Source organism: Pseudothauera nasutitermitis (assembly GCF_004801295.1).
Classification (GTDB): domain Bacteria; phylum Pseudomonadota; class Gammaproteobacteria; order Burkholderiales; family Rhodocyclaceae; genus Pseudothauera; species Pseudothauera nasutitermitis.
In genome coordinates this window covers 1-26,065 of the sequence record NZ_SSOC01000001.1, presented here as the reverse complement: position 1 = coordinate 26,065, position 26,065 = coordinate 1, and the positions used below count along the sequence as shown (strand labels likewise).

At 65.3% G+C, this 26,065-nt stretch carries 24 protein-coding genes and 6 tRNA genes; 7 read left to right on the top strand and 23 right to left on the bottom strand.

All coding sequences use genetic code 11. The features are described from left to right. Positions 1 to 6 precede the first annotated feature (6 nt). Entirely contained in the window at positions 7 to 1,329 is a 1,323-nt protein-coding gene (gene creD, locus E6C76_RS00155) for a cell envelope integrity protein CreD (RefSeq protein ID WP_136346253.1), read from the bottom strand. A 479-nt stretch (positions 1,330 to 1,808) separates the two neighbouring features. On the opposite strand from creD, the gene E6C76_RS00150 reads away from it, so the two are divergent. The 3 genes from E6C76_RS00150 (at position 1,809) to E6C76_RS00140 (ending at position 4,295) form a co-directional block, all read left to right on the top strand. Next, positions 1,809 to 3,017: an RtcB family protein gene (locus E6C76_RS00150; protein ID WP_136346252.1), complete on the top strand. Its 1,209-nt coding sequence runs from the start codon at positions 1,809 to 1,811 to the stop codon at positions 3,015 to 3,017. A 3-nt stretch (positions 3,018 to 3,020) separates the two neighbouring features. Continuing rightward, positions 3,021 to 3,215: a hypothetical protein gene (locus tag E6C76_RS00145; protein WP_136346251.1), complete on the top strand. Its 195-nt coding sequence runs from the start codon at positions 3,021 to 3,023 to the stop codon at positions 3,213 to 3,215. 111 nt (positions 3,216 to 3,326) lie between these two features. After that, positions 3,327 to 4,295 carry a hypothetical protein gene (locus E6C76_RS00140; RefSeq protein WP_136346250.1) on the top strand — a complete coding sequence of 323 codons (969 nt, stop codon included), beginning with the start codon at positions 3,327 to 3,329 and terminating at the stop codon, positions 4,293 to 4,295. 28 nt (positions 4,296 to 4,323) lie between these two features. Here E6C76_RS00140 and creC read toward each other — a convergent pair whose 3' ends face one another. The 5 genes from creC to fdxA form a co-directional block, all read right to left on the bottom strand. Then, positions 4,324 to 5,751: a two-component system sensor histidine kinase CreC gene (gene creC / locus E6C76_RS00135; protein ID WP_136346249.1), complete on the bottom strand. Its 1,428-nt coding sequence runs from the start codon at positions 5,749 to 5,751 to the stop codon at positions 4,324 to 4,326. A gap of 7 nt (positions 5,752 to 5,758) precedes the next feature. After that, on the bottom strand, positions 5,759 to 6,454 hold the full coding sequence (gene creB, locus E6C76_RS00130) for a two-component system response regulator CreB (protein WP_136346248.1): 696 nt from the start codon (positions 6,452 to 6,454) through the stop codon (positions 5,759 to 5,761). Between the two features lie 201 nt (positions 6,455 to 6,655). Then, positions 6,656 to 8,332 carry a long-chain-fatty-acid--CoA ligase gene (locus tag E6C76_RS00125; RefSeq protein ID WP_136346247.1) on the bottom strand — a complete coding sequence of 559 codons (1,677 nt, stop codon included), beginning with the start codon at positions 8,330 to 8,332 and terminating at the stop codon, positions 6,656 to 6,658. 199 nt (positions 8,333 to 8,531) lie between these two features. Next, complete coding sequence (locus E6C76_RS00120) at positions 8,532 to 8,984, bottom strand: CBS domain-containing protein (RefSeq protein WP_136346949.1); 453 nt, start codon at positions 8,982 to 8,984, stop codon at positions 8,532 to 8,534. A 102-nt stretch (positions 8,985 to 9,086) separates the two neighbouring features. Then, positions 9,087 to 9,410, bottom strand: a complete 324-nt coding sequence (gene fdxA, locus E6C76_RS00115) for a ferredoxin FdxA (RefSeq protein WP_136346246.1) — start codon at positions 9,408 to 9,410, stop codon at positions 9,087 to 9,089. Positions 9,411 to 9,665: 255 nt separating this feature from the next. Here fdxA and trxA point away from each other — a divergent pair, with 255 nt between their 5' ends. Continuing rightward, on the top strand, positions 9,666 to 9,992 hold the full coding sequence (gene trxA / locus E6C76_RS00110) for a thioredoxin TrxA (RefSeq protein ID WP_136346245.1): 327 nt from the start codon (positions 9,666 to 9,668) through the stop codon (positions 9,990 to 9,992). A 142-nt stretch (positions 9,993 to 10,134) separates the two neighbouring features. Then, entirely contained in the window at positions 10,135 to 11,397 is a 1,263-nt protein-coding gene (gene rho, locus E6C76_RS00105; RefSeq protein WP_136346244.1) for a transcription termination factor Rho, read from the top strand. Positions 11,398 to 11,466: 69 nt separating this feature from the next. On the opposite strand, the gene E6C76_RS00100 is transcribed toward rho, so the two are convergent. The 14 genes from E6C76_RS00100 to E6C76_RS00030 form a co-directional block, all read right to left on the bottom strand. Beyond that, a complete protein-coding gene (locus E6C76_RS00100; protein WP_136346243.1) occupies positions 11,467 to 12,321 on the bottom strand; it encodes a 3-hydroxybutyryl-CoA dehydrogenase in 855 nt (284 codons plus the stop codon). Positions 12,322 to 12,559: 238 nt separating this feature from the next. Further along, positions 12,560 to 12,636, bottom strand: a tRNA-Asp gene (locus E6C76_RS00095). Between the two features lie 62 nt (positions 12,637 to 12,698). Further along, a tRNA-Glu gene (locus tag E6C76_RS00090) sits at positions 12,699 to 12,774 on the bottom strand. A gap of 7 nt (positions 12,775 to 12,781) precedes the next feature. Continuing rightward, positions 12,782 to 12,857: transfer RNA gene (locus E6C76_RS00085), tRNA-Ala, on the bottom strand. Between the two features lie 103 nt (positions 12,858 to 12,960). Continuing rightward, positions 12,961 to 13,037, bottom strand: a tRNA-Asp gene (locus E6C76_RS00080). A 63-nt stretch (positions 13,038 to 13,100) separates the two neighbouring features. Continuing rightward, positions 13,101 to 13,176 (bottom strand) — tRNA-Glu (locus E6C76_RS00075). A gap of 14 nt (positions 13,177 to 13,190) precedes the next feature. Next, positions 13,191 to 13,266, bottom strand: a tRNA-Ala gene (locus tag E6C76_RS00070). A 77-nt stretch (positions 13,267 to 13,343) separates the two neighbouring features. Beyond that, entirely contained in the window at positions 13,344 to 14,759 is a 1,416-nt protein-coding gene (locus E6C76_RS00065; RefSeq protein ID WP_136346242.1) for an FAD-binding oxidoreductase, read from the bottom strand. After that, entirely contained in the window at positions 14,756 to 15,691 is a 936-nt protein-coding gene (rssA, locus tag E6C76_RS00060; RefSeq protein WP_136346241.1) for a patatin-like phospholipase RssA, read from the bottom strand. Before rssA ends, E6C76_RS00065 begins: the two co-directional genes overlap by 4 nt. A gap of 9 nt (positions 15,692 to 15,700) precedes the next feature. Next, positions 15,701 to 17,032: a 30S ribosomal protein S12 methylthiotransferase RimO gene (gene rimO, locus E6C76_RS00055; protein WP_136346240.1), complete on the bottom strand. Its 1,332-nt coding sequence runs from the start codon at positions 17,030 to 17,032 to the stop codon at positions 15,701 to 15,703. A 64-nt stretch (positions 17,033 to 17,096) separates the two neighbouring features. After that, entirely contained in the window at positions 17,097 to 17,702 is a 606-nt protein-coding gene (gene phaR / locus E6C76_RS00050) for a polyhydroxyalkanoate synthesis repressor PhaR (protein ID WP_136346239.1), read from the bottom strand. 128 nt (positions 17,703 to 17,830) lie between these two features. Then, the gene (gene phbB / locus E6C76_RS00045; protein WP_136346238.1) at positions 17,831 to 18,571 is read right to left on the bottom strand and encodes a beta-ketoacyl-ACP reductase; all 741 of its coding nucleotides are present in this window, start codon (positions 18,569 to 18,571) and stop codon (positions 17,831 to 17,833) included. A 274-nt stretch (positions 18,572 to 18,845) separates the two neighbouring features. Beyond that, entirely contained in the window at positions 18,846 to 19,586 is a 741-nt protein-coding gene (gene phbB, locus E6C76_RS00035; protein ID WP_136346236.1) for an acetoacetyl-CoA reductase, read from the bottom strand. 117 nt (positions 19,587 to 19,703) lie between these two features. Continuing rightward, on the bottom strand, positions 19,704 to 21,446 hold the full coding sequence (locus tag E6C76_RS00030) for a PHA/PHB synthase family protein (RefSeq protein WP_136346235.1): 1,743 nt from the start codon (positions 21,444 to 21,446) through the stop codon (positions 19,704 to 19,706). An 83-nt stretch (positions 21,447 to 21,529) separates the two neighbouring features. Here E6C76_RS00030 and E6C76_RS00025 point away from each other — a divergent pair, with 83 nt between their 5' ends. Further along, positions 21,530 to 21,751 carry a hypothetical protein gene (locus tag E6C76_RS00025; RefSeq protein ID WP_136346234.1) on the top strand — a complete coding sequence of 74 codons (222 nt, stop codon included), beginning with the start codon at positions 21,530 to 21,532 and terminating at the stop codon, positions 21,749 to 21,751. Positions 21,752 to 21,765: 14 nt separating this feature from the next. Here E6C76_RS00025 and pgeF read toward each other — a convergent pair whose 3' ends face one another. Continuing rightward, positions 21,766 to 22,515 (bottom strand): peptidoglycan editing factor PgeF, encoded by a 750-nt coding sequence (pgeF, locus tag E6C76_RS00020; protein ID WP_136346233.1) that lies wholly within the window; start codon positions 22,513 to 22,515, stop codon positions 21,766 to 21,768. Beyond that, entirely contained in the window at positions 22,512 to 23,477 is a 966-nt protein-coding gene (gene rluD / locus E6C76_RS00015; RefSeq protein ID WP_230976112.1) for a 23S rRNA pseudouridine(1911/1915/1917) synthase RluD, read from the bottom strand. Before rluD ends, pgeF begins: the two co-directional genes overlap by 4 nt. A 13-nt stretch (positions 23,478 to 23,490) precedes the next feature. Between rluD and E6C76_RS00010 the strand changes: the two genes are divergently transcribed. Next, entirely contained in the window at positions 23,491 to 24,288 is a 798-nt protein-coding gene (locus E6C76_RS00010; protein WP_136346231.1) for an outer membrane protein assembly factor BamD, read from the top strand. Positions 24,289 to 24,353: 65 nt separating this feature from the next. Here E6C76_RS00010 and E6C76_RS00005 read toward each other — a convergent pair whose 3' ends face one another. Then, on the bottom strand, positions 24,354 to 25,805 hold the full coding sequence (locus tag E6C76_RS00005) for a mannose-1-phosphate guanylyltransferase/mannose-6-phosphate isomerase (protein WP_136346230.1): 1,452 nt from the start codon (positions 25,803 to 25,805) through the stop codon (positions 24,354 to 24,356). Positions 25,806 to 26,065: the final 260 nt, after the last annotated feature.

Sequence of the window (26,065 nt, the reverse complement as noted above, 5' to 3'; positions counted from 1 at the left end):
GGCCGCTCATTGCGCCCGCTCCGGCGGGCGCTGACCCAGCCCGTACCAATCCAGCCGGCGGGTGGCGAGCATCACGGCGCCGAGGGCGATGAACAGCAGCAAACTGCCCATCAGCAAGGCGTTGTCTTCCGACAGCAGCACGCCGTAGAGCACGCCGTAGAGGCCGGTCAGCCCGGCGCCGAAGGCGGCGCCCCGGCGCCAGTCGCCGAGCGCGCCGGCCAGGTACCAGGCGATCAGCCCGATGCAGGCGCCGGCCGCCAGGCCGTAGGCGGCGGCGAAAGCCATGTGTTCGGAGAAGGCGATCAGCAGCAGGAAGAAGATGGCGAGCGCCAGGCCCACCAGCAGGTATTGCAGCGGATGGATCGGCGCCCGGCGCAGAGTCTCGGTCAGGAAGAAGCCGGCGAAGGTCAGCACGATGAACAGCACGCCGTACTTCACTGCGCGTTCGGATTGCAGGTAAACGTTCACCGGGTCGATGAAATCAATCGACAGCGCTTCGCCGCTGTTCGGGTTCAGCGCGTTGGCGAAATCGCGGGCGAGATGGGAGACTTCCCAGCGGGCTTCGAAGCCGCCGGCGCCGACGCTGCGTTCGCGCGGCAGGAAGCGGCCGCCGAAATTGGGATGTGGCCAGGCCGAGTTGAGCCGGATGCGGTTGGTCTCGCCGGTCGGCGCGATGCTCAGGCGCGTCGTACCGGTCAATTGCAGCGGAAAGCTGACCGCGAAATTGTGCGTCTTGCCCAGTTCCAACCGGCCGAGCGGCACGCTCAACTGCGCCAGCGGCAGCGCGTCGCCCGCCGGCTTGCCGGTGCCGAAGCGGTGGCGCTGGCCGTTGATCAACACGTCCGGGTCGCTATCGACGCCGCGCGGGTCGGACAGGCCGAGAATCAGCACGGCCTCGGCGTCGATCAGCCGCTCGTTGGCGTCGGCCGCCGGCACGCTGACGCTGAAGCGGCTCTGGCTGGCCGCGTCGAGGTGGAACAGGCGCGCCTGGTAGATGCCGCGATGGCGCGTCTCGACCTTGGCCTCGCCCTCGATGCTCAGCGTTTCCGGGGCGATCAGCCGGGTGTGCTCGACGGTCTTGGTGGTCGTGACGGGCAGGTTGCTGTCCGTGTCGCGCCGGATTTCCGGCACGCGCTCGCGGGTACGCAGCAGGATCACCGGCCCGATCAGCGTCTGCGGCCCGGCCGAGCTGTGGGCGATGTTCCGCTGTACTTCCTCCTGGCGCTGGCTGCGTTCGCGGATCTGGCCTTCGACCAGCGCGAGAGGGATCAGCAGCAGGACGGTCAGGCCGGCGACGGCAAGAATCTTGTAGAACAGTTTGCGATCCACGATGGACTCCCCGGTTGAAGTGACGGGAGCAGTCTCGGGCCGCCGGGTGAGGACATGGCGAAGCGGCGGTGAAGCCGTGTGAAGCGGGAGTGAAGAGAGACCGGGCAACCGGCGGCGGAATTTCTGCCAGACGTTTTCCGGACAGATCACAGTTGTTGCATGTTCGCAACAAGTATTGTTTGTACGCTATTTCCGATGCTTCCTTCACTTGACCTTGTCATTCTTCAGCCGCGACACTGCCACTTCGCTTCACCCACCCATTTCACCGCAAGGAACACGACATGCCCGCCATTGCCAACGAGGTTTTCCAGCGCTGAGCCGCAGGCGAGTCGTCGCCCGGAACGCGCTGCCAAGCGAATCCGGGCCGGGAATGAAAACCCTGGCCGACTGCCGGGGTTTTTTCTTTTCCGCCGGCGGTTGACCGCAGCATCGCCGTCGCTGCCCGGATTCCAATCCAAAGCAACACCCAGGAATCCAACATGGGCATTCAAATCGAGCTCAACAAAGGGCGCGTTCCGGTCAAGGTATGGGCGCGCGACATCGAACCCGAGGCCATCCAGCAACTGCTGAACGTGGCTTCCCTGCCGATCGTGCATGGCCACATCGCCGCGATGCCGGACGTGCATGCCGGCATCGGCGCCACTGTCGGCAGCGTGATTCCGACCAAGCGGGCGATCATTCCGGCCGCCGTCGGCGTCGACATCGGCTGCGGCATGAACGCGGTACGCACGTCGCTGCGCGCCGGGCAATTGCCCGATACCCTGCGTGCCCTGCGCCTGGGCATCGAGGGCGCGGTACCCTGCGGCTTCGCGCAGCACGCCGCCAGCCGCATGCGCGGCAGCGCTTTGCAGCGGGCCGGGCGGGCGCTCGACGCACGGCTGGATGCCACCGTCGGCAAGCATCCGGGGCTGATGAAGATGCTGCGCCGCTTCAACGAAACCTGGCTGTGCCAGCTCGGCACGCTGGGCGGCGGCAACCACTTCATCGAGCTGTGCCTGGACGAGACCGATACGGTGTGGGTGATGCTGCATTCCGGTTCGCGCGGCATCGGCAACGTCATCGGGCGCTACTTCATTGCCGCCGCGCAGAAAGACATGCGGCGTCACCAGATCCGTCTGCCGGACCGCGACCTCGCCTACTTCAGCGAGGGCTCGGACCTGTTCGACGACTACGTGGAGGCGGTGGAGTGGGCGCAGGATTACGCGCTGCTCAACCGCCGGCAGATGCTGGCCGCCGTGCTCGACGTGCTGAAGGCGCAATTGCCGCCCTTCCGCCTCGACGGTGAGGCGATCAACTGCCACCACAACTACGTGGCCCGCGAACGGCACTTCGGGGAAGATCTGTTCATCACCCGCAAGGGCGCCATTTCGGCACGGACGGGCGAACTGGGCATCATCCCCGGCAGCATGGGTGCGCGTTCCTACATCGTGCGCGGACTGGGCGACGAACGATCGTTCTGTTCATGCGCGCACGGAGCCGGACGGCGCATGAGCCGCAGCGCCGCCAAACGGCGGTTTTCCCGCTTCGACCTGGAAGCGCAGACGGTGGGGGTCGAGTGCCGCAAGGACGGCGGCGTCGTGGATGAGATCCCGGCTGCCTACAAGGACATCGACCGGGTCATGGACAACCAGCGCGATCTGGTGGAAGTCGTCCATACCCTGAAACAGGTCCTGTGCGTGAAGGGGTGAGCGATGACCAAGAAAAACCTCACCCTCGTCCTGCCGCAAAGCCGGCCGCGCAACCCGCTGCGGGTGCCCGGACTGACCCGCCGCGCCGGGCCGCACGGCAACACCCGCAAGGCCGCCCGCCAACAGGCGCGACAGCGCACGCAGCAATCTCTGGCGGCGCTCCTCGCCGGTGATATCGCCGAATTCGAAATCGACTGAAAAAACCATCCGCCGCTACGGCGGCGGACTTCTCCAAGGAGAAAACCATGACAACCCTGCCCGAAATAACGCACAGCCAGCCATTTTTTAGCGCATCCCACGGAGCCATCCATGCAGCGTCAACTCGCCGACGAAATCGTCGCCTGCCTGCAAGGCGAACGCACCGTCTATCCCTATTATCGTGACCGCTACGGCATCGGCCTGCTGCGGCACCATTGCCGCCGGCAGCCGGGCCAGCGCGCCCCGATCGCCGCGCTGCGCCGTTCCGCCTACGCCGGCCTGCTGGAGAAGCCGCGCATCCGCGCCATCCTCGCCGGCTGCAGCCACGCCCTCGACGACGCCGTACTCGCCGCCAGCGACTACGACGCCGCCCAGACCGCCTTCGTCCTCACCCTGTCCACCTGGGGCGGCGAACGCCGCAGCGGTTGGCACGCCCAGCAGACCTCGCGCCCCGGAGTCAATCTCGTCCTGCAGCTCAATTTCAACCGCGAACACGAACTGCATTACCGCCGCCTCGGCGAGGTTGACGGGTTGTTCCAGTATTACGGCCATCCCATTGCCCGCCAACGCAGCACGCTGGCCTGGGCGCGCATCGACCTCGACTGGGCCAGCGGCAGCGCGCTGATCGAGGAAATCCAGACCGACTGGCTGCGCCGGGCGGCCGATCTCGAACGCTGGCTGCTGGCGCGCCGCCGCGCCGAGGCCGCTGACGATGCGCTGATTCCCTACCGCCGCCATCAAGTTCGCCTGCGCCCGACGCTCGACTACTGCCGCCTTGTCGGCGAACGTTACAACCCCATCTGGGCCGAGGCCATGCTCTGGGCGGCCGTCGCCTTCCTGCGGGACGAACTGGGCTTGCGTACCATTTACTACCACAGCGAAGACAGCGGCCGTTTGTTGAAGCGCATCAGGTGGCAATCGCCGCCGCGTTCGCTGTACACCGATCTGCCGCGCCGTTTCTGTTTCCGGCGGGGATCCGAGTGGCCCGATTTTCTGCTGGCCGACAAGGAGAACCGCCGGCTCCAGCGCGATCATCCCGGCGCGCGGCTGTTCCGCCTCGACGACGGTGCGGCCGCTTAGGGGGTGTCCCCCCCTAAGCGGGGCCGCGTCAGGCCGCAGCGACCCGGAAGCAGGCCTCTCCGCCGCCTTCCGGGTGGTTGGCGAACCCTGCCTCGCCGCCGTGCAGGCGGGCAACTTCGCGGACCAGGGCGAGGCCCAGGCCGGTGCTCTTCTTGCCGGAGGCAGGCCGGGGCAGCGAGTAGAAACGGGTGAAGAGTTGCGGCAGGGCATAGTCGGGGGCGCCGTCGCCGTGATCGCGTACCGAAAATTCGACCATGTCGCCGCACCCGCGGGCTGCGAGTTCGATGTCGCCGCCGTCCGGCGAGAATTCGATGGCGTTGTCGAGCAGATTGAGGAGCGCCTGCTGCAGCAGAAAGGCGTCTCCCTTGATCTGGCGGGTCTCGTCGAGCTGCAGCCGGGCGTGCAGGCCGCGCGCGGCCAGGGCTGGCCGGCGCAGTTCGAGGCAGCCCTTGAGCAGCGCGGCCGGTTGCAGCGTCTGCGGGCCTTCCGCCGCCTGCAACTGTTCGACGCGGGCCAGCATCAGCATGCGCTCGATGGTCGCCTGTAGCCGCTGCGCCTGCTCGACGATGCTGTCGACGAAGCGGCGGCGGTCTTTGGCCGGCGGGTCGCCTTCAAGAATCTCGGCGGCGCCGCGGATGGCGGTCAGCGGGCTTTTCATCTCGTGCGTCAGGTTCTGCACGTAGCGCTCGACGTACTGCTTGCCTTCGAGCTTCTCGCGCATCGTCGCCAGGGCGCAGGCCAACTCCGACAGTTGCCGGCCACCGCCGGTCGGCACCTTGGCCTTGTGGCCGCTGGCGACGGCGCGGGCGTAATCTCGCAGGCGATGGATCGACCAGCTCAGCCAGGCGGTGAACAGCAGGCCGATGGCCGCCGTCGCCGCCAGCAGGATCAGCCCGGAAGCCTTGACGCGACCTGCGGCGCGCTCGATGTAGGGCGCCAGGGACGACATCGGTTTGGCCAGGGACAGTACGCCGATCCGCTCGCCGAGGTAGACGACAGGCGCCGCGACGTGCATCACCGAGGTGCTCGGATCGTACGGATCCTCGCGCGTCTGGCGGGCGCCGTACTCACCGCGCAGAACGCGGGCGATGTCGCGCCACTGCGAGAAATCCTCGCCAACGGCGGCCCGCTTCGAGTCGTAGACGACGATGCCGCGCGCGTCGGTGACATAGATGCGCAGGTCGACGCTTTCCTTGTATACACCGGAAATCTCGGCCTGCGGCCGGCGCCGCAGCGCTTCGCGCACGGCCTCGGCGAACGGCCCGTGCTCGATCCGGCCAGCGGCCAGGTCGCCCGCCGCCATCTCGGCCAGGACTTGGGCTGTATCGACCAAGGTTTCCTCAGTGGCCTGGCGGATGCCCAGCTCGCTCTCCTTCACGAAGGTGTTGAGCACGAACCAGGCGGCCAGCCCGACGATCAGAAAATAACCGAAGAACAGCCGTACGGAGATGTTCACCGCGCCCTCATCCGCGCAGGCTGTAGCCAAGGCCACGATGGGTATGGATGACCTCCTCGTCGCACACCGCGCGCAGCTTGCCGCGCAGGGTCTTGACGTGCGTGTCGACGGTGCGTTCGAGACTTTCGCCACCGTCCTGCCAGACCGCCTCCATGATCTGCGTGCGCGACAGGATGCGCCCGGGACATTCAAGCAGCAGCGCCAGCAGCAGGTATTCGTAGCGGGTCAGATCGAGCCAGCGGTCGTGGAAGGCGATGCGCAGGCCGGCGCGGTCGACGGCGAAGCGGCTGTCGGTTGCCGGCTGGTTGCCGGCTGCGGCGGGTTGCCGGGTGTCCGGACGCAGGCGGCGCAGAATGGCGCGGATGCGCGACACCACCTCGCGCGGGCTGAACGGCTTGGGAACGTAGTCATCAGCGCCCAACTCCAGCCCGACGATGCGATCGACCTCGTCGGCACGAGCGGTCAGGAACAGCACCGGGATGTCCGAATGACGGCGCAGCCGCCGGCAGACGTCGAAGCCGCTCATATCCGGCAGACCGACGTCGAGCACGACCAGCGCGAAGTCCCCGGCCCGCGCCGGCGCCAGCCGGTCGAGCGCCTCGCCGCCCAGGGCGCAGTGCGCGCTGGCGAAACCTTCGCCTTTGAGCGCGTAGGCCAGCGTGTCGGCGATGGCCGGCTCGTCGTCAACGATCAGGATTTTCATGATGCCGGCAATGATAAGACATGCCGGAAAAAGACGCGGCCGGGCCATCCGCTCGCGGACGGCCGGCGCTTATTGATTCAGCCAGAAAATACCATTCATATCAAATCGTTATGAACAGCCCCCCGTGCAAACACCGGATTCTCAACGAGCAATCGGCGGCGTTTGCGACCGGGGCATTCGTGCGGCTGGCCCACCTGCCGATCAGCCTGTCCGATCCGGTTCGTCCCGCAACGCGCGGCGCAGGATCTTGCCGACGTTGGTCTTCGGCAGTTCATCGCGGAACTCGATGTGGTGCGGCACCTTGTAGCCGGTGAGATTCTCCCGGCAATGGGCGATCAGCGCCTCGGCGGTGAGTTCGGGGTCCTTGCGCACCACGAAAACCTTCACCGCTTCACCGCTGCGCTCGTCCGGAATGCCGACCGCCGCCACCTCCATCACCCCCGGATGGCTGGCCACCACGTCCTCCACCTCGTTCGGATAGACGTTGAAACCGGACACCAGGATCATGTCCTTCTTGCGGTCGACCAGGCGGATGAAGCCCTTCGGGTCCATCACCGCGATGTCGCCGGTGCGCAGATAGCCGTCGGCGGTGAACACCCGCGCGGTATCCTCCGGGCGGTTCCAGTAGCCGCGCATGACCTGCGGACCGCGCACGCACAGTTCGCCGCGCTGGCCCAGCGCCACCTCGTTGCCCTCGTCGTCGCGGATGCTGATCTCGGTGGACGACACCGGCAGGCCGATGGTGTGGTTGAAGGCGGGCAGATCCAGCGGGTTGATGGTCACCGCCGGCGAAGTCTCGGTGAGCCCGTAGGCTTCCAGCAGCACCTTGCCGGTCACTTCCTGCCACTTGTCGGCGACCGCCTGCTGCACTGCCATGCCGCCGCCCAGCGCGAGCTTGAACGAGGAAAAGTCCAGGCGGGCGAAATCCGGATTGTTGAGCAAGGCGTTGAACAGCGTATTCACCCCGGTGATCACCGTGAACGGAACCTTGCCGAGTTCCTTGACGAATCCGGGAATGTCGCGCGGGTTGGTGATCAGCACATTGGTCGCGCCGATCTTGAAGAAGGTCAGGCAGTTCGCGGTCAGCGAGAAGATGTGATAGAGCGGCAACGCGGTGATGATGATCTCCTCGCCCTCCTTCACGTAAGGGCCGATCCACGCGTGTGCCTGCTGCAGGTTGCCGACGATGTTGCCGTGGGTGAGGACCGCGCCCTTGGCCGTTCCGGTGGTGCCGCCGGTGTACTGCAGATAGGCCACGTCATCGTGGCTGAGCGCCACGGGCCGCAGCGCGTGCGCGGCCCCGCGCGCCAGGGCATCACTCAGCCGGACATGACCAGGCAGCTTCCACTGCGGCACCATCTTGCGCACGCGGCGCACGACGAAATTGACCAGTGCCCCCTTCGGGAAACCGAGCAGTTCCCCCAGGCTGGTGACCACCACCGCGCGCAACGCGAGCTTGGGCAGCACCTGCTCCAGTGTGCGCGCGAAGTTCTCCAGGATGACGATGACCTCGGCCCCGGAGTCGCGCAGCTGGTGCTCCAGTTCGCGGGCGGTGTACAACGGATTGACGTTGACCACCGTGCAGCCGGCGCGCAGGGCGCCGAACATGGCCACCGGGTACTGCAGCACGTTGGGCATCATCAGCGCCACGCGGGCACCGTGCTCCAGCTTGAGCTCGCTCTGCAGCCAGGCGGCGAAACGCGCCGACAGCCGGTCCAGTTCGTCGTAACTGATCGACTTGCCCATGTTGACATAGGCCGTCTTGGGACCGAACTTGCGCACGCCGTGTTCGAACAGGTCGACCAGCGAACGGAATTCGCCCATGTCGACCTCGGCCGGTACGCCAGGGGGGTAGCTTTTCAGCCAGATCTTGTCCAAGTTGTCTCCTCCTCTTGGTGGAAAAAATGCCGGCCGCGACATACGCGGATCACGGCACCGCCCTCCCAAGGCGATCCGGGTGCCGCAAAACGGCCACCCGGTTTCCAACCTGTTTGTCCGTAGAGGTCCGGACCTTATTGTTGTTCCCGCATCGCACGCCCCCCTGCGGCGTGCGACACGGCAGACGGCTGTCAGCCGTTCAGTTCTGTTCGTTGGCCTCGGCAGGCCAGTTACGGATGTAGTTCTTCAGCATGCGGTTCTCGAAGCTCTGCTCTTCGAGCACCGCCTTGGCCACGTCGTGGAAGGACACCACGCCAAGCAGCGTTCCTTCGTCCATCACCGGCAGATAGCGCTGGCGGCGATCGACCATCAGCCGGCGCAACTCGTCCATTTCCATGTTCGGGGAAGCGGTCTGCGGATCGCGCAGCATGGCCTGCTCCACCGTCATTTCCTGCCATTGCGCGCCACCGGCATGGACGGCGCCGAGCACTTCGCGGAAGGTCAGCATGCCGGTCATGCGGCCCTGGTCGAACACCACCAGCGAGCCGACGTCCTGTTCGGTCATGACCTCCACCGCCTCGGCCAGACTGCGGCCCGGCGCGATGGTGTAGAGCACCTTGCCCTTGATCGCGAGAATTTCGCTGACCAGCATGTTCATCCTCTTGGTACGGTTGCCACGGTTGTGCGCCATGGTAGTGCATTGGCGCCACAGCGAAAAGGGCGGGCGGGACCCGCCCGGCATTTCCAGCGGAACTCAGCGCTCCAGCTGATCGAGCTTGTCCTTCACCTTTGCCCATTCGTCCGCGTCGGGCAGCGGTTCCTTGCGCTCGACGATGGCCTTCCACTCACGGGACAGTTCGGCGTTGAGCGCGATGAAACGGCGCTGGTCGTCGGGCACGTCGTCCTCCGCGTAGATGGCCTCCACCGGGCACTCGGCCACGCACAGCGTACAGTCGATGCACTCCTCCGGATCGATCACCAGAAAATTGGGGCCTTCACGAAAACAGTCCACAGGGCATACATCCACACAATCCGTGTATTTGCAGCGGATGCACGCCTCGGTCACCACATAAGCCATTTTCTCTATCTCCGTTGGCGCAACGCACTTCAGGGCGCGGCCGGGCCTTCAATATAGTCCAGCGCATCCCATTTTCGCCACGCCAGGCGACGGCGCACGCGCCAAACCCCCATATTTTCTTGACGCCGGCCCCGGGTTCGCATAACTTTCGCAAAATTCTCAAGCAAGACCGGATTCCCGGCCTTGCCCCGACGGGCCGCTCCGGCCCCGATCTCCGACCCGATTCAGCAACACAGCCCCCTGACGTGAGGAATCATGAGCGAGCATATCCATTACGTGACCGACGCTAGCTTCGAGTCCGAAGTGCTGCGGTCGTCCACGCCCGTACTCGTGGACTACTGGGCCGAATGGTGCGGTCCGTGCAAGATGATCGCCCCGATCCTTGACGAAGTCGCCAAGGAATACGCCGGCAAACTCAAGGTTGCCAAACTCAACATCGACGAAAACCAGGACACCCCCGCCAAGTTCGGCATTCGTGGCATCCCCACGCTGATGCTGTTCAAGGGCGGCAATGTGGAAGCCACCAAGGTCGGCGCCCTGTCCAAATCTCAACTGACGGCATTCATTGACAGCAATCTCTAACCTGGAGCCGGAGCTTGCTCCGGCCACCGCCGACGGCGCCCCCCGCCCCGTTCGCCGCACCACGCGGCGCCGTGAAACACCCCCTCCTCTGCCCTCTCCGGCAATCGACTCTTCCACCGACGTCTCGAACCCGTCCGCTGCCATGCATCTATCGGAGCTCAAGGCCCTCCACGTCAGCGAACTGCTGGAGATGGCCGTCGCCAATGAAATCGAAGGCGCCAACCGCCTGCGCAAGCAGGAACTGGTATTCGCGCTGCTGAAAAACCGCGCCAAGAAAGGCGAGCCGATCTACGGCGACGGCGCCCTGGAGGTACTGCCCGACGGTTTCGGCTTCCTGCGTTCGCCGGAAGCTTCGTATCTGGCCGGCACCGACGACATCTACGTGTCGCCCTCGCAGATCCGCCGCTTCAACCTGCACACCGGCGACACCATCGAGGGCGAGATTCGCACGCCCAAGGATGGCGAGCGCTATTTCGCGCTGGTGAAGCTGGACAAGATCAACGGCCGCCCGCCGGAAGAGTGCAAGCACAAGATCCTGTTCGAGAACCTCACGCCGCTGCACCCGCAGGAGTGCCTGAAGCTCGAACGCGACATGCGCGGCGAGGAAAACGTCACCAGCCGCATCATCGACATGATCGCCCCCATCGGCAAGGGCCAGCGCGGCCTGCTGGTGGCACCGCCGAAGAGCGGCAAGACGGTCATGCTGCAGCACATCGCCCACGCCATCACGGCCAATCACCCGGACGTCACGCTGATCGTGCTGCTGATCGACGAACGCCCGGAAGAAGTGACCGAAATGCAGCGCTCGGTGAAGGGCGAGGTCGTCGCCTCCACCTTCGACGAGCCGGCCACCCGCCACGTGCAGGTCGCCGAGATGGTCATCGAAAAGGCCAAGCGCCTGGTCGAGCACAAGTGCGACGTGGTGATCCTGCTCGACTCGCTCACCCGCCTGGCGCGCGCCTACAACACCGTGCAGCCGGCCTCCGGCAAGGTGCTCACCGGCGGCGTGGACGCCAACGCCCTGCAGAAGCCCAAGCGCTTCTTCGGCGCGGCGCGCAACATCGAGGAAGGCGGCTCGCTGACCATCATCGCCACCACGCTGATCGACACCGGCAGCCGCATGGACGATGTGATCTACGAGGAATTCAAGGGCACCGGCAACATGGAGCTCCACCTCGACCGCCGCATGGCCGAGAAACGCGTCTATCCGGCGATCAACGTCAACCGCTCCGGCACCCGCCGCGAAGAGCTGCTGATGAAGTCCGACGTGCTGCAAAAGGTGTGGATTCTGCGCAAGCTGCTGTACGGCATGGACGACATCGACGCGATGGAATTCCTGCTCGACAAGGTCAAGGCCACCAAGAGCAACGCGGAGTTCTTCGACGCGATGCGCTCCGGCCGCTGAACGCCCCGCCCGGGCGTCCAATGAAAAAGCCACCCGCGGGTGGCTTTTTCGTTTTCCGCTCGCCGGCGCCTACTTCGAGTAGTCGAAGAAACCTCGGCCGGTCTTGCGGCCCAGGTAGCCCGCCTCGACCATTTCCACCAGCAGCGGCGCCGGACGATACTTGGGATCCTTGAAGCCCTCGAACAGCACCTGCATCACCGCAAGCTGCACGTCCAGGCCGATCAGGTCGCACAAGGCCAGCGGGCCGATCGGATGGTTGCAGCCCAGCTTCATCGCTTCGTCGATCTCCGCCGCAGTGGCCAGCCCCTCGCCCAGCGTGAAGATCGCCTCGTTGATCATCGGGCACAGCATGCGGTTCACCACAAAGCCCGGGCTGTTCTTCACCTGCACCGGCGTCTTGCCCACCGCGCGCGACACTGCCTCGACTTCCGCATAGGTTTCATCGGAGGTCTGCAGGCCACGAATCAGCTCGACCAGCGCCATCAGCGGCACCGGATTGAAGAAATGCATGCCGATCACCCGGTCCGCACGCCCGGTGGCCGCCGCCAGCTTGGTCACCGAGATCGACGAAGTGTTGGTGGCGATGATCGCCCCCGGCTGCAGTGCGGCGTCGAGCTGGGCGAAGATCTTCAGCTTCAGTTCGAGATTCTCGGTCGCCGCCTCGATCACCAGATCGCAACCGGCCACGGCCGCGAGATCCGTGGACGTGGAAATCAGCGCGAGCGCCGCGTCCTTCTCGGCGGCAGTCATCTTTTCCTTCTTGATCAGGCGGTCCAGGCTGCCGCTCACCGTGGCCACGCCACGCTGCAGGGCCGCCTCGGCCACGTCGGTCATCACCACCTGGTAGCCCGCCACCGCGAATGCCTGGGCGATACCGTTGCCCATGGTGCCCGCGCCGATCACGCCGATTTTCTGGATTGCCATCTCGCTTCTCTCCCCTGTGACGAATTCAAGACGCCCCGGCATGCACCACCATACCGTTACGTATGGACGGCAATGTAGCGCAACTCGCCTTAAGCACGCCAGCCCTGAAATCCAGGTAACGACAACGAAGCCCGCCACAGGAGGCAGAACTTACAGGCGGAACCAGCACAGGGAGACGCATGCGATGACGGCGCACAAAAGCAAAACGGGAAGCCAGAAGGCTTCCCGTTCTACTTGGTGGCGGAGTGGACGGGACTCGAACCCGCGACCCCCGGCGTGACAGGCCGGTATTCTAACCGACTGAACTACCACTCCGCGCTGACCTGCCCGGCATCGCTGCCGGTCTGCTTGCCTGCTTTCGCAGGTTCGCCATGTTCTGGCGTCCCCACGGGGATTCGAACCCCGGTTATCGCCGTGAAAGGGCGGTGTCCTAGGCCTCTAGACGATGGGGACCTAGTGTTGGTGGAGGTAAGCGGGATCGAACCGCTGACCTCTTGCATGCCATGCAAGCGCTCTCCCAGCTGAGCTATACCCCCAACAGAGTCGAAGATTATAGCAAGCGGTCGATGCCACCGCAAGCTCTTCCGGATTTCATCTTCGTCCGGAACCGCGAATCATGCCGACTTCACGGGTACTACGTGGCGGAGTGGACGGGACTCGAACCCGCGACCCCCGGCGTGACAGGCCGGTATTCTAACCAACTGAACTACCACTCCGCGCTGACCTGCCCGGCATCGCTGCCGGTTTGCTTGCCTGCTCATCGCAGGCTCGCCATGTTCTGGCGTCCCCACGGGGATTCGAACCCCGGTTATCGCCGTGAAAGGGCGGTGTCCTAGGCCTCTAGACGATGGGGACCTGTTCTTTCGGACTGGTGGAGGTAAGCGGGATCGAACCGCTGACCTCTTGCATGCCATGCAAGCGCTCTCCCAGCTGAGCTATACCCCCGACCGCGAAAGAGCGCGCATTATATGAACAGCCCAGGGCCGTGTAAAGCGCCCCGGCGCGCTTTTTTGCGTTTCCGCTCAGAGCACCTTGCCGGGGTTCATCAGGCCCTGCGGATCGAGCGCCTGCTTGAGCGCGCGCATCATATCGAGCTCCACGGCCGACTTGTAGCGCTGCAGTTCACCGCGTTTCAACTGGCCGATGCCGTGCTCCGCAGAAATGGAGCCGCCGAGTGCATCCACAAGGTCGTGGACGATGCGGTTCACTTCGCCGCCGCGGGCGATAAAGGCGGTGTTTTCTGCCTCCCGCCCATGCGACAGGTTGTAGTGCAGATTACCATCGCCGAGATGCCCGAAGGCGACGATGCGCACCCCGGGCCAGACCTGGCGCAAGGCTTCGCCGGCACGTTCGAGGAAGACCGGGATGCGCCCGACCGGTACCGCGATGTCGTGCTTGATGCTGACGCCTTCAATTTTCTGCGCTTCCGAGGCATTTTCACGCAACGCCCACAAGGCGGCACGCTGCGCCAGGCTGGCGGCCACCACGGCATCGGCGATCAAACCGGCCTCCAACGCATCGGCGAGGGCCTGCTCCAGCAGTTCGTCCAGCCGGACTCCAGCATCCGGATCGCCCAATTCGATCAGCACCGACCATTCCGGCACTTCGGCCAGTGGCGGGCGGGCGCCGGGGATGTGCTCGAGCACCAGATCCAGCGCCGCGCGACCGATCAGTTCGAAGGCGCTCAGGCGCTCGCCGAGGCGATCGCGCAGAAAACCCAGCAGGCTCACCGCCGTGGCCGGATCAGCCGTGGCGACCCAGGCCACCGCCTGCGCGCGGGGCAGCGGAAACAGCTTCAATACGGCGGCGGTGATGATGCCCAGCGTGCCTTCCGCGCCGATGAACAGCTGCTTCAGATCGTAGCCGGTATTGTCCTTGCGCAGACCGCGCAGGCCGTCCCACAGGCGGCCGTCGGGCAGTACCACTTCCAGCCCGAGGGTGAGTTCGCGCATGTTGCCGTAGCGCAGCACATGCACCCCGCCGGCATTGGTGGACAGATTGCCGCCGATCTGGCAACTGCCCTCGGCGGCCAGCGACAGGGGGAACAGCCTGCCGACCCGCTCGGCCGCTTCATGCACGGCCGCCAGGGTGCAGCCGGCTTCCGCCACCAGGGTGTTGTTGTCGGGATCGACCGCGCGGATGCGCTGCAAGCGTGACAAGCTGATCAGCACGGCCCGGCCGTCGTCCGCCGGCGTGGCCCCCCCACACAACCCCGTATTGCCACCCTGCGGCACCAGCGGCACGCCGGCCGCGGCGCATCGACGCACCACCTCGGCGACTTCCGCCGCACTCCCCGGGCGCACCACGGCGCATGCGCGGCCGCTGTAGCGGCCTCGCCAGTCATTCACATAGGGCGCCAGATCGCCGGCCGCACTCAATACGTTGGGCGCGCCGACCACGCCGGCCAGGGCGGCCAGCAGCTGCGCATCGGCATTCATCCGTGTTCCCTGCCGAACAGATGGTGCAGCATGGGCCGCGCACGCTCCACGGCCGCCTCGCCTTCCGCAATGGCTTCGGCCGCGTGGTCGAAGTCCATGATGCCGAGCTGCGCCACTCTGGGGGTGATCATCATGTCGGCGGGTTCTCCGGCCAGGCGGCTGCGTGCGATGCGCATCTGCATGATGTTGATGCTGCCGGTGAGGATGGCCGCGAGCGACGGCAGATTGGCCTCTTCATCGACATTCTGCGCATTGCCATTGCCCAGCCCGGCCATCGCCAGCAGGCGCTGGGTCCAGCCGTCGGCGGGCGGCTCCTGCTTGGACTTGGGCCTGCGCTTGAGCGGACGGCCGACCAGATCGGAGCCCAGGTCCACCGCGATCACCAGCTCCGCGCCCATGGCGCGGCACAGCGACACCGGCACCGGGTTGACCAGGCCGCCATCGACCAGCACGCGGCCTTCGCGCAGCGCGGGAGCGATCAGCCCCGGCAGGGCGATCGAGGCGCGCACCGCATCGGCCACGTTGCCTTCGCGCAGCCAGATCTCCCGCCCGCTGGACAATTCGGTGGCGACGCAGGCGAAGGGCAGGCGCAGGTCGGTGAAGCTTTCAGCGATGAAATTCTTGGCACAGTACTGCATGACCCGGTCGCCGCGCACCAGCCCGCCTTTCAGGCTGATGTCTAGCATGCCGACGACGCCCTGCCAGTCGAGCGCCTCGGTCCACGCGGTCATTTCGTCGAGCTTGCCGGAAGCGTACGCGGCCCCGACCAGCGCGCCGATGGAGCAGCCACACACCACATCGGGCTCCACGCCTTCCGCGCGCAGCGCGCGCAGCACGCCCAGATGGGCCCAGCCGCGCGCGGCACCGCCACCCAGCGCCAGGCCGATGATCGGTCCGTGTTCCTTGCGCGGGAGGTGGGCAAGATCGAGCATGGGAAGATTCTAGTCGAGACGCTCGGCGTAGAGGTCGTGCACGTCACAGTCGGTGATGCGCACACGCACGAAATCACCGGGTTCCAGCCCGTCGCCATCGGGCACGATGACCAGGCCGTCGATCTCCGGCGCATCGCCGGGCGAGCGCGCCAGCGCGCCCTCCTCATCCACGTCGTCGACCAATACGGTCATTTCGCTGCCGATGCGCGCTTCCAGGCGCTGGGTGGAAATGTCTTCCTGGAAAGCCATCAGGCGCATGCGGCGCTCCTCGCGCACATCGTCGGGCACCGGCTCGGCCAGATCGTTGGCCGCCGCACCTTCCACCGGAGAATAGGCAAAGGCCCCGACACGGTCGAGCTGCGCCTCTTCCAGGAAGTTGAGCAGCAGTTCGAAATCCTCTTCGGTTTCGCCGGGGAAGCCGGTGATGAAGGTCGACCGGATGGTCAGCTCCGGACAGATGCTGCGCCACTTGCGCACGCGCTCCAGCACGTTCTCGGCGTTGGCCGGGCGCTTCATGGCCTTGAGGATGCGCGGGCTGGCGTGCTGGAAGGGCACGTCCAAGTAAGGCAGGATCTTGCCCTCGGCCATCAGCGGGATCAACTCATCCACGCTGGGGTAGGGATAGACGTAGTGCATGCGGATCCACACGCCCAGTTCGCCCAGTGCGTTGGCCAGGTCCAGCAGGCGGGTCTTGAGCGGCTTGCCGCCCCAGAAGCCGGTGCGGTACTTCACATCCACGCCGTAGGCGCTGGTGTCCTGCGAGATCACCAGGATTTCCCGCACACCCGAGTCCACCAGCGCCTCGGCCTCGCGCATGACGTCGTGGATGGGCCGGCTGAGCAGATCGCCGCGCATCGACGGGATGATGCAGAACGTACAGCGGTGGTTACAGCCTTCCGAGATTTTCAGGTAGGCATAGTGCGGCGGGGTCAGGCGCACACCCTGCGGCGGCACCAGATCGACGAAGGGGTCGTGCGGCTTGGGCAGGTGCTGGTGCACCGCGCGCATGACCTCCTCGGTGGCGTGCGGGCCGGTCACTGCGAGCACCTGCGGATGGGCGGCCCGCACCACGTCGTCCTTGGCGCCCAGACAGCCGGTGACGATCACCCGGCCGTTCTCGGTGAGCGCCTCGCCGATGGCGTCGAGCGATTCTTCGACGGCCGCGTCGATGAAGCCACAGGTATTCACCACCACCAGATCGGCGGCGTCATAACTGCCGGAGATCTCGTAGCCCTCGGCACGCAGGCGGGTGAGGATGTGTTCGGAATCGGAGGTCGCCTTCGGGCAACCGAGAGAGACGAAGCCGACGCGCGGCACGTCCCGGATGGTCTGTTTGTTCATGCTGTCGGGGGAAACTCCGGGAAGGCGCACGCCCCCTCCCGGGCGGCGCCCGTGGCCGGCGGCGTCAGGAATTGCCGCTGCGGCCCTTGCCGGTGGAGGAGGCTTCTTCGGCCTGCTCGTCCTGACCGGTCTTGCTGGTATAGGGGGGGAACTGGAATCCCGTGAAGATGTTGCGGGTCTGGCTTTCGATCTGGTCCTGCATCTGCTGGAACATCTTCTTGCTCTGTTCCACGTAGGCGCCCATCATGCTCTGCATGGCCGGCCCCTGGAAGTTGAGGAACTGGGTCCACAAATCCTTGTTGATCGGGCTGTTCTCACCGTAGATCGCGCGCGCCTGCTCCTGCAGCTTGGCCTGCATGTCGGTGAAGGCCTTGATGTTGTTTTCCAGGTACTTGCCGAGCATGCCCTGCATGGCGTTGCCGTAGAAACGGATCATCTGGGCGAGCAGGTCGCTGGTGAACATGGGCGCGCCGCCTGCCTCTTCCTCGAGGATGATCTGCAGCAGGATGCTGCGCGTGAGGTCCTCGCCGGACTTCGCATCGACCACCTGGAATTCCTCGCTGCCCAGCACGAGCTCCTTCACATCAGCCAGCGTGATGTAGGAACTGGTACGGGTGTCATACAGGCGGCGATTCGGATATTTCTTGATCAGGCGCACTTGTTCGGCCATTTTCGGTCATCTCCTCGGCGGCGGTTCGACCGCACTCTCATGGTGCGAAATTATACCGCGCCGCGCAATAAAAAACCCCGTCGCGGGACGGGGTTGATTCACGGGTGGCATGCACGGCCACGACCGCATCAGCACATGTGCAGGCCGCCATTGATGTTGATGGTCGCGCCGGTCACGTAGCCGGCCAGATCGGAGGCCAGGTAGGCGCACAGCGCGCCGATTTCTTCCGGCTTGCCGAGACGCTTCATCGGCACGGTGTCGATGATCGCCTGGCGGATGTCGTCGCGGATGGCCATGACCATGTCGGTGCCGATGTAGCCCGGGGCGATGGCGTTCACGGTAACGCCCTTGGTGGCCAGTTCGGCCGCCAGCGCCTTGGTGAAGCCCAGCACGCCAGCCTTGGCGGTGGAGTAGTTGGTCTGCCCGGCCTGGCCCTTGACGCCGTTGACCGAGGAGATGTTGATGATGCGGCCCCAGCCGCGCTCGGCCATCTTCGCGGAGATGTGATGGGTGACGTTGAACAGGCTGTTCAGGTTGGTGCTGATCACCGCGTCCCACTGCGCCTTTTCCATCTTGGGGAAGAACTTGTCGCGGGTGATGCCGGCGTTGTTCACCAGCACGTCGATCGGGCCGACTTCGGCTTCGATCTTGGCAACCATGTTCTTGCAGGATTCGTAGTCGGACACGTCGCCTTCGGCGGCGACGAAATCGAAACCGGCGGCCTTCTGCTGGGCCAGCCACTCATCCTTCTGCGGGAAGCCCGGCAGACAGTTGGCCACCACCTTGTAGCCTTCCTTGGCCAGCGACTGGCTGATGGCGGTACCGAGGCCACCCATGGCACCGGTGACGAGCGCGACTTTCTGAGTCATTTTCAAGTCCTTTTGCTGCAGTTCGGTTGAAGAGGGGCCGGAGCGCACGGCGCGAACCGCCCTTTCGATGACACGCTGCGGCGCTGCGCAAGCCACCGCGCCGGCGATTATAAACGGTTTTGGATGACGGATGCTGCATCGCAAAAAAACCCCACGCTCCACCGCTGCGCGGGTCGCTGCCCCCCGGGGGGGCGTTTTTTGCCTTGGGGCGGCCCGGCGGCAAAAAACACGCGCCCCGGAGGGCGCGTGCATTCGCCATGGAACCCTGGCAGGTTCAGAACATATGCTGGCCGCCGTTGATGGAGATGTTGGCGCCGGTGACGAAGGCCGCTTCTTCCGATGCCAGATAGGCCACCAGGCCGGCGATTTCCTCGGGCTTGCCCAGGCGGCCCACCGGAATCTGCGGCAGGATCTTGGAGTCGAGGATCTCCTGCGGAATGGCCATGACCATCTTGGTACCGATGTAGCCCGGCGAGATGGTGTTCACGGTCACCCCGCTGCGCGCCACTTCCAGCGCCAGCGCCTTGGTGAAGCCGTGCATGCCGGCCTTTGCGGCGGAGTAGTTGGTCTGCCCGAAGGCGCCTTTCTGCCCGTTCACCGACGAGACGTTGATCACCCGGCCCCAGCGCCGCGCCACCATGCCCTCCATGACCTGCTTGGTCATGTTGAACACGCTGTCCAGGTTGGTGCCGATCACCGCGTCCCAGTCCGCCTTGGTCATCTTCTTGAAGGTCATGTCGCGGGTGATGCCGGCGTTGTTGACCAGCACATCCACGGGCCCCACCTCGGCGCTCACCTGCTCGACGCAGGCCGTGCAGGCATCGAAATCCGCCACGTCGCAGGAATAGCCCTTGAAGCCGTAGCCCATGTTGTTCATGGTCTGCAGCCATTCCGCGGCCTTGCCGTTGCCGGGCGAATGGGTGGTCACCACGCGATAGCCGAGCGCCGCGAGCTTGATGCAGATCGCTTCGCCCAGACCACCCATGCCGCCGGTCACGAGTGCAACTCTGGTCATGTCTTCTCCTCCCTTGCAGTCTCTCCGGGGGATTCGCAATTCATGCGGTGGCGTCCCGCCGGTTTCCCGCCACCGCTGCCGTCTTGTTCTTGGAGATCTTGCGGCGACCGCTCTGTGTCAGGCCCTTTCCTTCACATAACGGCCCGGCGCGGGCTCGATCGGCTTGTACTTCGCATTGCCCATGCGGCCACGCGCGGCGACCTGCTTGCCGCCAAACGCGCGCAGCCATTCGGCCCAGTGCCGCCACCAGCTGCCCGGCTGCTCGGTTGCGCCTTCCAGCCACTCATCCGGATCGCTCGCGCCCGCCTCGCTGATCCAATAGCTGCGCCGGTTCTTGCCCGCCGGGTTGATCGCGCCGGCGATATGGCCGCTGGCGCCCAGCACGAAGGTGGTTTCGCCGCCCAGCAGATTGCGTGACAGGTAGGCGCTCTTCCACGGCACGATGTGGTCCTCGCGGGCCGCCATGACGTAGGCCGGCACCTCCACCTTGCCCAGATCCACCTTCGCGCCCAGCATCTTCAGACGCCCCGGCACGCGCAGGTTGTTCTCCAAGTACATGTTGCGCAGATACCAGGTAAGGAAGGGTCCCGGCAGGTTGGTGCTGTCGGAATTCCAGTACAGCAGGTCGAAGGCCTGCGGCGTGTTGCCCTTCAGGTAGTTGCCCACCACGTACTGCCAGACCAGATCGTTGGCACGCAGCGCGGAGAATACATTGGCCAACTCCTGGCCTTTGAGCAGCCCGCCCTTGCCGATGGCCGCCTCGCGGGCGGTGACGCTGGCCTCGTCGACCAGGCAGCCCAGTTCTCCGGCATCGGCGAAATCGAGCAGCGTGGTCATCAGCGTGAGGCTGGTCACGGGGTCTTCACCACGCGCGCGCGCCACCGCCAGCGCGGAGGTCAGCAGCGTGCCGCCGACGCAGAAACCCAGCACGTTGGGTTTGGCGACCTTGGTGACCGCCCGCACCACCTCCAGCGCGGCCAGCGGCCCCTTCTCCAGATAATCATCCCAGGTGGCCCGCGCTTCCGCCTGGCCGGGGTTCTTCCACGACACGAGGAAGACGGTGAAGCCCTGCTCGACGACGAAGCGGACCAGCGAGTTCTCCGGCTGCAGGTCCATGATGTAGAACTTGTTGATGCACGGCGGCACGATCAGCAGCGGTACCTGGGCCACCTTGTCGGTGAGCGGCGCGTACTGGATGAGCTGCATCAACTCGTTTTCGTAGATCACCGACCCCGGGGTGAGCGCGAGATTGCGGCCGACTTCGAAGGCCGCGTCGTCGGTCATCGAGATACGCCCCTTTTCCAGGTCGGCCAGCATGTTCTGGATGCCGCGGGCGATACTTTCGCCCTTGGTTTCCACTGCGGTCTTGATGAACTCCGGGTTGGTCGCGGCGAAATTGGTGGGTGCCAGCGCATCCACGTACTGCCGGGTCAGGAACTGGATGCGCGACTTGGCGCGGCCGTCGGCGATCGGCATGTGCTCCGCGACCTGCTGCAGGAAGCCGGAATTGAGCAGATAGGCCTGGCGAACGTAATCGAACACCGGGCTTTCCGCCCATTCCGGGGCACTGAAACGCCGGTCGCCCGGCTGCGGCTGCACCACTGCTTGGGCGGGCTCGTCCTTTGTACGAGCGAGCATCGACGACCACAGCGCCATGTGCTTCTCGGCAAGCTCCTTCTGCAAGGCGGCGAACACCTCGGTGTCCGGCAATTGCAGACTGGGCGCCGCCGAACCGCTGGAATCCTCCATGGCAGCGTGCTGGCGGGCCAAGGCATCGAAGAAGCCCTGCGCCATCGTCTGACCGAACTGCAGCATGCCCTGCATGGCCGCCGTGGAAAACTTGTCACCGGAATCCGACATCACCCCTCCCTGAGGTATCGCATACACGGGGCCCGGCCCCGCCGTTCCCGTGGCGGGAATCGCCAGCGGGGTAGAATCTAGCCATGTACATCATCGCCATCGCCTGGCTCTACGTGGCCTTCCTCGTCGCCATCGCCAACCCCAGCACGGTGGGCGGCGTGCTCACCTTCCTGTTCGGCGGCATCCTTCCGCTGGCCCTGTACCTGTGGCTGTTCGGCACGCCGGCGCGCCGCAGGGCGGCCGCCAGGCGGACCGACGAGGAGGCGAGCCACAACGATAGAGCCGATTCCGCAGGCAATCAATAGTCACCCCCCCGCATTCACGGACGCAGCCAGATCACCGAGACCATTCGCCCCGTCGCACCATCGCGCCGGTAGGAAAAGAAGCGTGCGGCGTCCGTGTACGTGCACAACCCACCACCGTAGAGACGCCGGACCCCTACGGCTTCCAACCGCAGGCGGGCCAATCCGTACAGATCCGCCAGCCATTTGCCCGGCCGTTCCCCCGGCTGGAAGGCCGAGACTGCAGCGGGCGTATCACACAGGAAGGCTTCCCGAACCTCATCGCCCACCTCGAAGGCTGCCGGGCCGATTGCCGGCCCCAGCCATGCACACAGGCGCTCGGGAGCCACTGCCATGGCACGCACGGTATTCTCCAACACCCCGGCATGCAGCCCCCGCCACCCCGCGTGCGCGGCAGCCACCACGGTGGCGTCGAGATCGCGGAACAGTACCGGCAGGCAGTCGGCGGTCATCACTGCGCACACCCGACCCGGCTGGCGGCTCAAGGCGGCATCCACGCGCGGCGGCGGGTTCTCCCCCGCCGGCAAGCAGTCCAGATCGACGACATCGGCGCCATGCACCTGCTCCAGCCACGCCGGTTCGGCGGGCAGGGCGGCATGCAGCAAGGCCCGGTTACCGGCGACGACGAGCGGATCGTCGCCGACATGCAGCGCCAGATTGAAACGGTCGTACGGCGCCGCCCCCTCCCCGCCCAGGCGTGTGGTGGAAAGCGCGCCGACGCGCGGCGTGGCGGGCCATTCCGGCACGATCCAGGATTCTGCGTTCACCCGCCCTCCTCCAGGCGCAGGGTGGCGAGCAGGGCGCTGAAGTCCCCGGGAAGCGCCGACTCCCAGGACATCGGTACACGGCCCACGGGGTGGTTGAGCCCCAGCCGCCAGGCGTGCAGCGCCTGACGTGGAAAGCCGTCGAGCAGCACATCGCCCGTATTGCGCCGCGCACCGTAGACCGGATCCCCGACCAGCGGAAAACCGGCGTGCGCCATGTGTACCCGAATCTGGTGGGTGCGGCCCGTTTCCAGCTCGCACTCGACCAAGGTACAACGCCTGAAGCGCTCCCGCACCCGATAGCGCGTCGCGGCCTCCTTGCCGGACGACACCACCGCCATGCGCGTACGCTGCACGGGATGTCGCCCTATGGGCGCATCGACGCGTGCCCCCTGATCGACAACCCCCTGTACCAACGCAAGATAGCGCCGACTGACGGTGCGCGCCTGGAGCTGGCGGATCAGATCGGTCTGTGCGGGCAAGGTCTTGGCCACCACGAGCAGCCCGGAAGTATCCTTGTCCAGCCGATGCACGATGCCCGCACGCGGCACCGCGCCCAATGACGGCGCGTGATGCAGCAGGGCATTGAGCAGCGTCCCGCTCCAGTTCCCGCTCCCCGGGTGCACGACCAGCCCGGCGGGTTTGTCGATCACCAGGATGGCGTCGTCCTCGTACACCACCGCGAGCGGAATCGGCTCGGCAGCCATGGCCAGATCCTCCGGCGCCGGCGCAAGGTCGATTTCCAACTGCTCGCCGCCATGGACGCGATGCCGGGCGTCCGGCTGCGTACCGTCGAGCATGACCCGGCCGGCCTTCAGCCAGGCCTGCAGACGGCTACGCGAATGCTCAGGGAACAGACGGGCCAGTGCCTGGTCCAGGCGCTGGCCTGCACATTCCTCCGGAATCCGGAGTCGGCAGAGCGAGGACGCTTCGTCCTCTAGGCTATAATCGTCGCGTTCATTCACGCGAGTGTTTTCGATGGCTAGGTTCACCCTGCGAAGTTTAGCGGTTATCGGCGCCCTGCTGCTCGGCGGTTGCGGCCTGCTGCCCGAACAGGTCGATGAGACGACCGGCTGGAACGCCCAGAGACTCTACTCCGAGGCAAAATCCTCGATGGTGGAAGGCGGGTACGACCGCGCCATCCAGCTGTTCGAAAAACTCGAGGCACGCTACCCCTACGGGCGTTACGCACAGCAGGCGCAGATCGAAATCGCCTATGCCTATTTCAAGTCCGGCGAACCTGCGCTGGCCATCGCCGCGGTGGACCGCTTCATCCGCCTGCATCCCAACCATCCACATGTCGATTACGCCTATTACCTGAAGGGGCTGGTGACCTTCAACGAGGATCTCGGCCTGCTGGGCGCGCTGGCCAATCAGGATCTGTCCGAACGCGACCCCAAGGGCGCGCAGGAGTCCTTCGATACCTTCAAGGAACTGGTCACCCGCTACCCGGAAAGCCGCTACGCTGCCGATGCCCAGCAGCGCATGACCTATCTGGTGAATTCGCTGGCCAGCCACGAAGTGCATGTGGCGCGCTATTACCACAGCCGTGGCGCCTATGTGGCATCGATCAACCGCGCCCAGGCTGCCATCGCCAACTACCCCCATGCGCCGGCTGTCGAGGAGGCCCTGTATCTGCTGGTCAAGAATTACGAAGTGCTCGGCATGACCGATCTGCGCGACGACGCCAATCGCGTGCTCCTCGCCAACTTCCCCAACAGCGTGCATCTGTCCGGAGGCCCCAAGGACAGCCGCCCGTGGTGGCAACTCTGGTGATTCGCCAAGCAGTCTGAACCCGCAAGGGCCGGCACCGTCCGGCCCTTTTCTTTTCAGGCCCCCGGTCAATCGCGTCCGTAGTAGTCCTCGAGACGGACGATATCGTCCTCCCCAAGATAGCTGCCCGACTGTACCTCGATGAGTTCCAAGGGCAGCTTTCCGGGGTTTTCCAGCCGATGATGCACGCCGATGGGAATGTAGGTGGACTCGTTTTCGGCCAGCAGGAAGCTCTCGTCCCCACGCGTCACCTTGGCCGTACCACGCACCACGACCCAGTGCTCCGCGCGGTGATGGTGCATCTGCAGACTCAACGTGGCGCCGGGCTCGACAATGATGTGCTTGACCTGGAAGCGCTCTCCGGCATCGATGGCGTCATAGCAGCCCCACGGACGGTGGATCTTGCGATGCACGGCGTACTGCGTCCGCCCTTCCGCCTTCAGCCGTGCCACTACCTCGCGCAGCCCCTGGCCGCTTCCACGGCGCGCAACCAGCACCGCATCGGCCGTTTCCACCACGATCAAATCGCGAACTCCCACGCAGGCCACCATCCGGTGCGTGGCCTGCACCAGGCAGCCTTCCGTATCCTGGGCCAGAACATCGCCCCGCAGCGCGTTGTCCTCGTCATCACGTGGCGCGGCCTCCCAGAGCGCATCCCAGGTCCCTACGTCCGACCAACCGGCCTCCATGGGCACAACGGCGATGTCGATACCGCTTTCCGCATCCCCGGACAAGCGTTCCATCACCGCATAGTCGATCGATTCGCTCCGGCATGCGGTGAACACATCCGAGGCGACCCGGATGAAATCCATGTCGGCCTGCGCCGCATCAATGGCCTTTCGGCATTGGGCCAGAATGTCCGGCGCAAAACGTTCCATCGCCCTCAGCCACACCGAGGCGCGCAGCAAGAAGATTCCGCTGTTCCAGAGGTAAGAGCCGTCTTCCATGTAGCGTTCGGCAGTGGGCGCATCCGGTTTCTCAACGAAGGCCAGAACCGGCAAGGGCACGCCAGAACCGCCATCATCCCTCTCTACCTGCAAATAGCCATACCCGGTCTCGGCCCGGCGAGGGCGAATACCGAACGTCAGCACGGCACCGGCTGCGGCACACTCCGCTGCGCGGAGCACCGCGTCGGCAAAGGCAGCCGAATCATCGATCAAATGATCGGCCGGCATCACCAGCAGCAATGCATCCTCCGCCTGTCGCTCCACTTGAAGCGCCGCGAGAGTCAGTGCCGGTGCGGTATTGCGCCCCGCCGGCTCCAGCAGGATCGTCGGCTGTGGCACCCCGGCCTGGCGTAGCTGCTCCGCAGTGATGAAGCGGTAGGCCTCATTGCAGACCACGATTGGCGAGCGTTCGACTTCCAACAATGCTCCCAGGGGCTCGACCCGTCCGACAGTAGCCTGCAGCAAGGTCCGCTCCCCCAGCAAGGACAGCAGTTGCTTGGGATGCTGATCGCGGGACATCGGCCACAGGCGCGTGCCAGCCCCACCGCACAGAATCACAGGCTGGACCTTCATCAAGCTTCTCCCCTGGACCACGCAAGATGCCATCGACGATAGCACCGCCAGGAAAGAACCAATGAGACGAAATGCCGCCCCCGTGAGAGTACGTATTTTTTGTAGGTTTTGCTTTCCCGCCCGTAGACGAACTGAAGCCCGCTTGCTGTTTGTGCTGAGCAAGCGGGCTTGGTATGTGGTTAGTCTGACGATGACCTACTTTCGCGAGGGGAGCCTCACTATCATCGGCGCGTTCTCGTTTCACGGTCCTGTTCGGGATG

Coding starts and splice junctions, on each gene's coding strand:
- E6C76_RS00005 (WP_136346230.1), bottom strand. CDS start 25,805: ATGAAGGTCCAGCCTGTGATTCTGTGCGGTGGGGCTGGCACGCGCCTG.
- E6C76_RS00065 (WP_136346242.1), bottom strand. CDS start 14,759: ATGAATGCCGATGCGCAGCTGCTGGCCGCCCTGGCCGGCGTGGTCGGC.
- fdxA (WP_136346246.1), bottom strand. CDS start 9,410: ATGGCTTATGTGGTGACCGAGGCGTGCATCCGCTGCAAATACACGGAT.
- rimO (WP_136346240.1), bottom strand. CDS start 17,032: ATGAACAAACAGACCATCCGGGACGTGCCGCGCGTCGGCTTCGTCTCT.
- E6C76_RS00120 (WP_136346949.1), bottom strand. CDS start 8,984: ATGCTGGTCAGCGAAATTCTCGCGATCAAGGGCAAGGTGCTCTACACC.
- phbB (WP_136346236.1), bottom strand. CDS start 19,586: ATGACCAGAGTTGCACTCGTGACCGGCGGCATGGGTGGTCTGGGCGAA.
- rssA (WP_136346241.1), bottom strand. CDS start 15,691: ATGCTCGATCTTGCCCACCTCCCGCGCAAGGAACACGGACCGATCATC.
- E6C76_RS00100 (WP_136346243.1), bottom strand. CDS start 12,321: ATGGCAATCCAGAAAATCGGCGTGATCGGCGCGGGCACCATGGGCAAC.
- rho (WP_136346244.1), top strand. CDS start 10,135: ATGCATCTATCGGAGCTCAAGGCCCTCCACGTCAGCGAACTGCTGGAG.
- E6C76_RS00010 (WP_136346231.1), top strand. CDS start 23,491: ATGGCTAGGTTCACCCTGCGAAGTTTAGCGGTTATCGGCGCCCTGCTG.
- creB (WP_136346248.1), bottom strand. CDS start 6,454: ATGAAAATCCTGATCGTTGACGACGAGCCGGCCATCGCCGACACGCTG.
- phaR (WP_136346239.1), bottom strand. CDS start 17,702: ATGGCCGAACAAGTGCGCCTGATCAAGAAATATCCGAATCGCCGCCTG.
- E6C76_RS00030 (WP_136346235.1), bottom strand. CDS start 21,446: ATGTCGGATTCCGGTGACAAGTTTTCCACGGCGGCCATGCAGGGCATG.
- E6C76_RS00140 (WP_136346250.1), top strand. CDS start 3,327: ATGCAGCGTCAACTCGCCGACGAAATCGTCGCCTGCCTGCAAGGCGAA.
- E6C76_RS00025 (WP_136346234.1), top strand. CDS start 21,530: ATGTACATCATCGCCATCGCCTGGCTCTACGTGGCCTTCCTCGTCGCC.
- phbB (WP_136346238.1), bottom strand. CDS start 18,571: ATGACTCAGAAAGTCGCGCTCGTCACCGGTGCCATGGGTGGCCTCGGT.
- E6C76_RS00145 (WP_136346251.1), top strand. CDS start 3,021: ATGACCAAGAAAAACCTCACCCTCGTCCTGCCGCAAAGCCGGCCGCGC.
- E6C76_RS00150 (WP_136346252.1), top strand. CDS start 1,809: ATGGGCATTCAAATCGAGCTCAACAAAGGGCGCGTTCCGGTCAAGGTA.
- trxA (WP_136346245.1), top strand. CDS start 9,666: ATGAGCGAGCATATCCATTACGTGACCGACGCTAGCTTCGAGTCCGAA.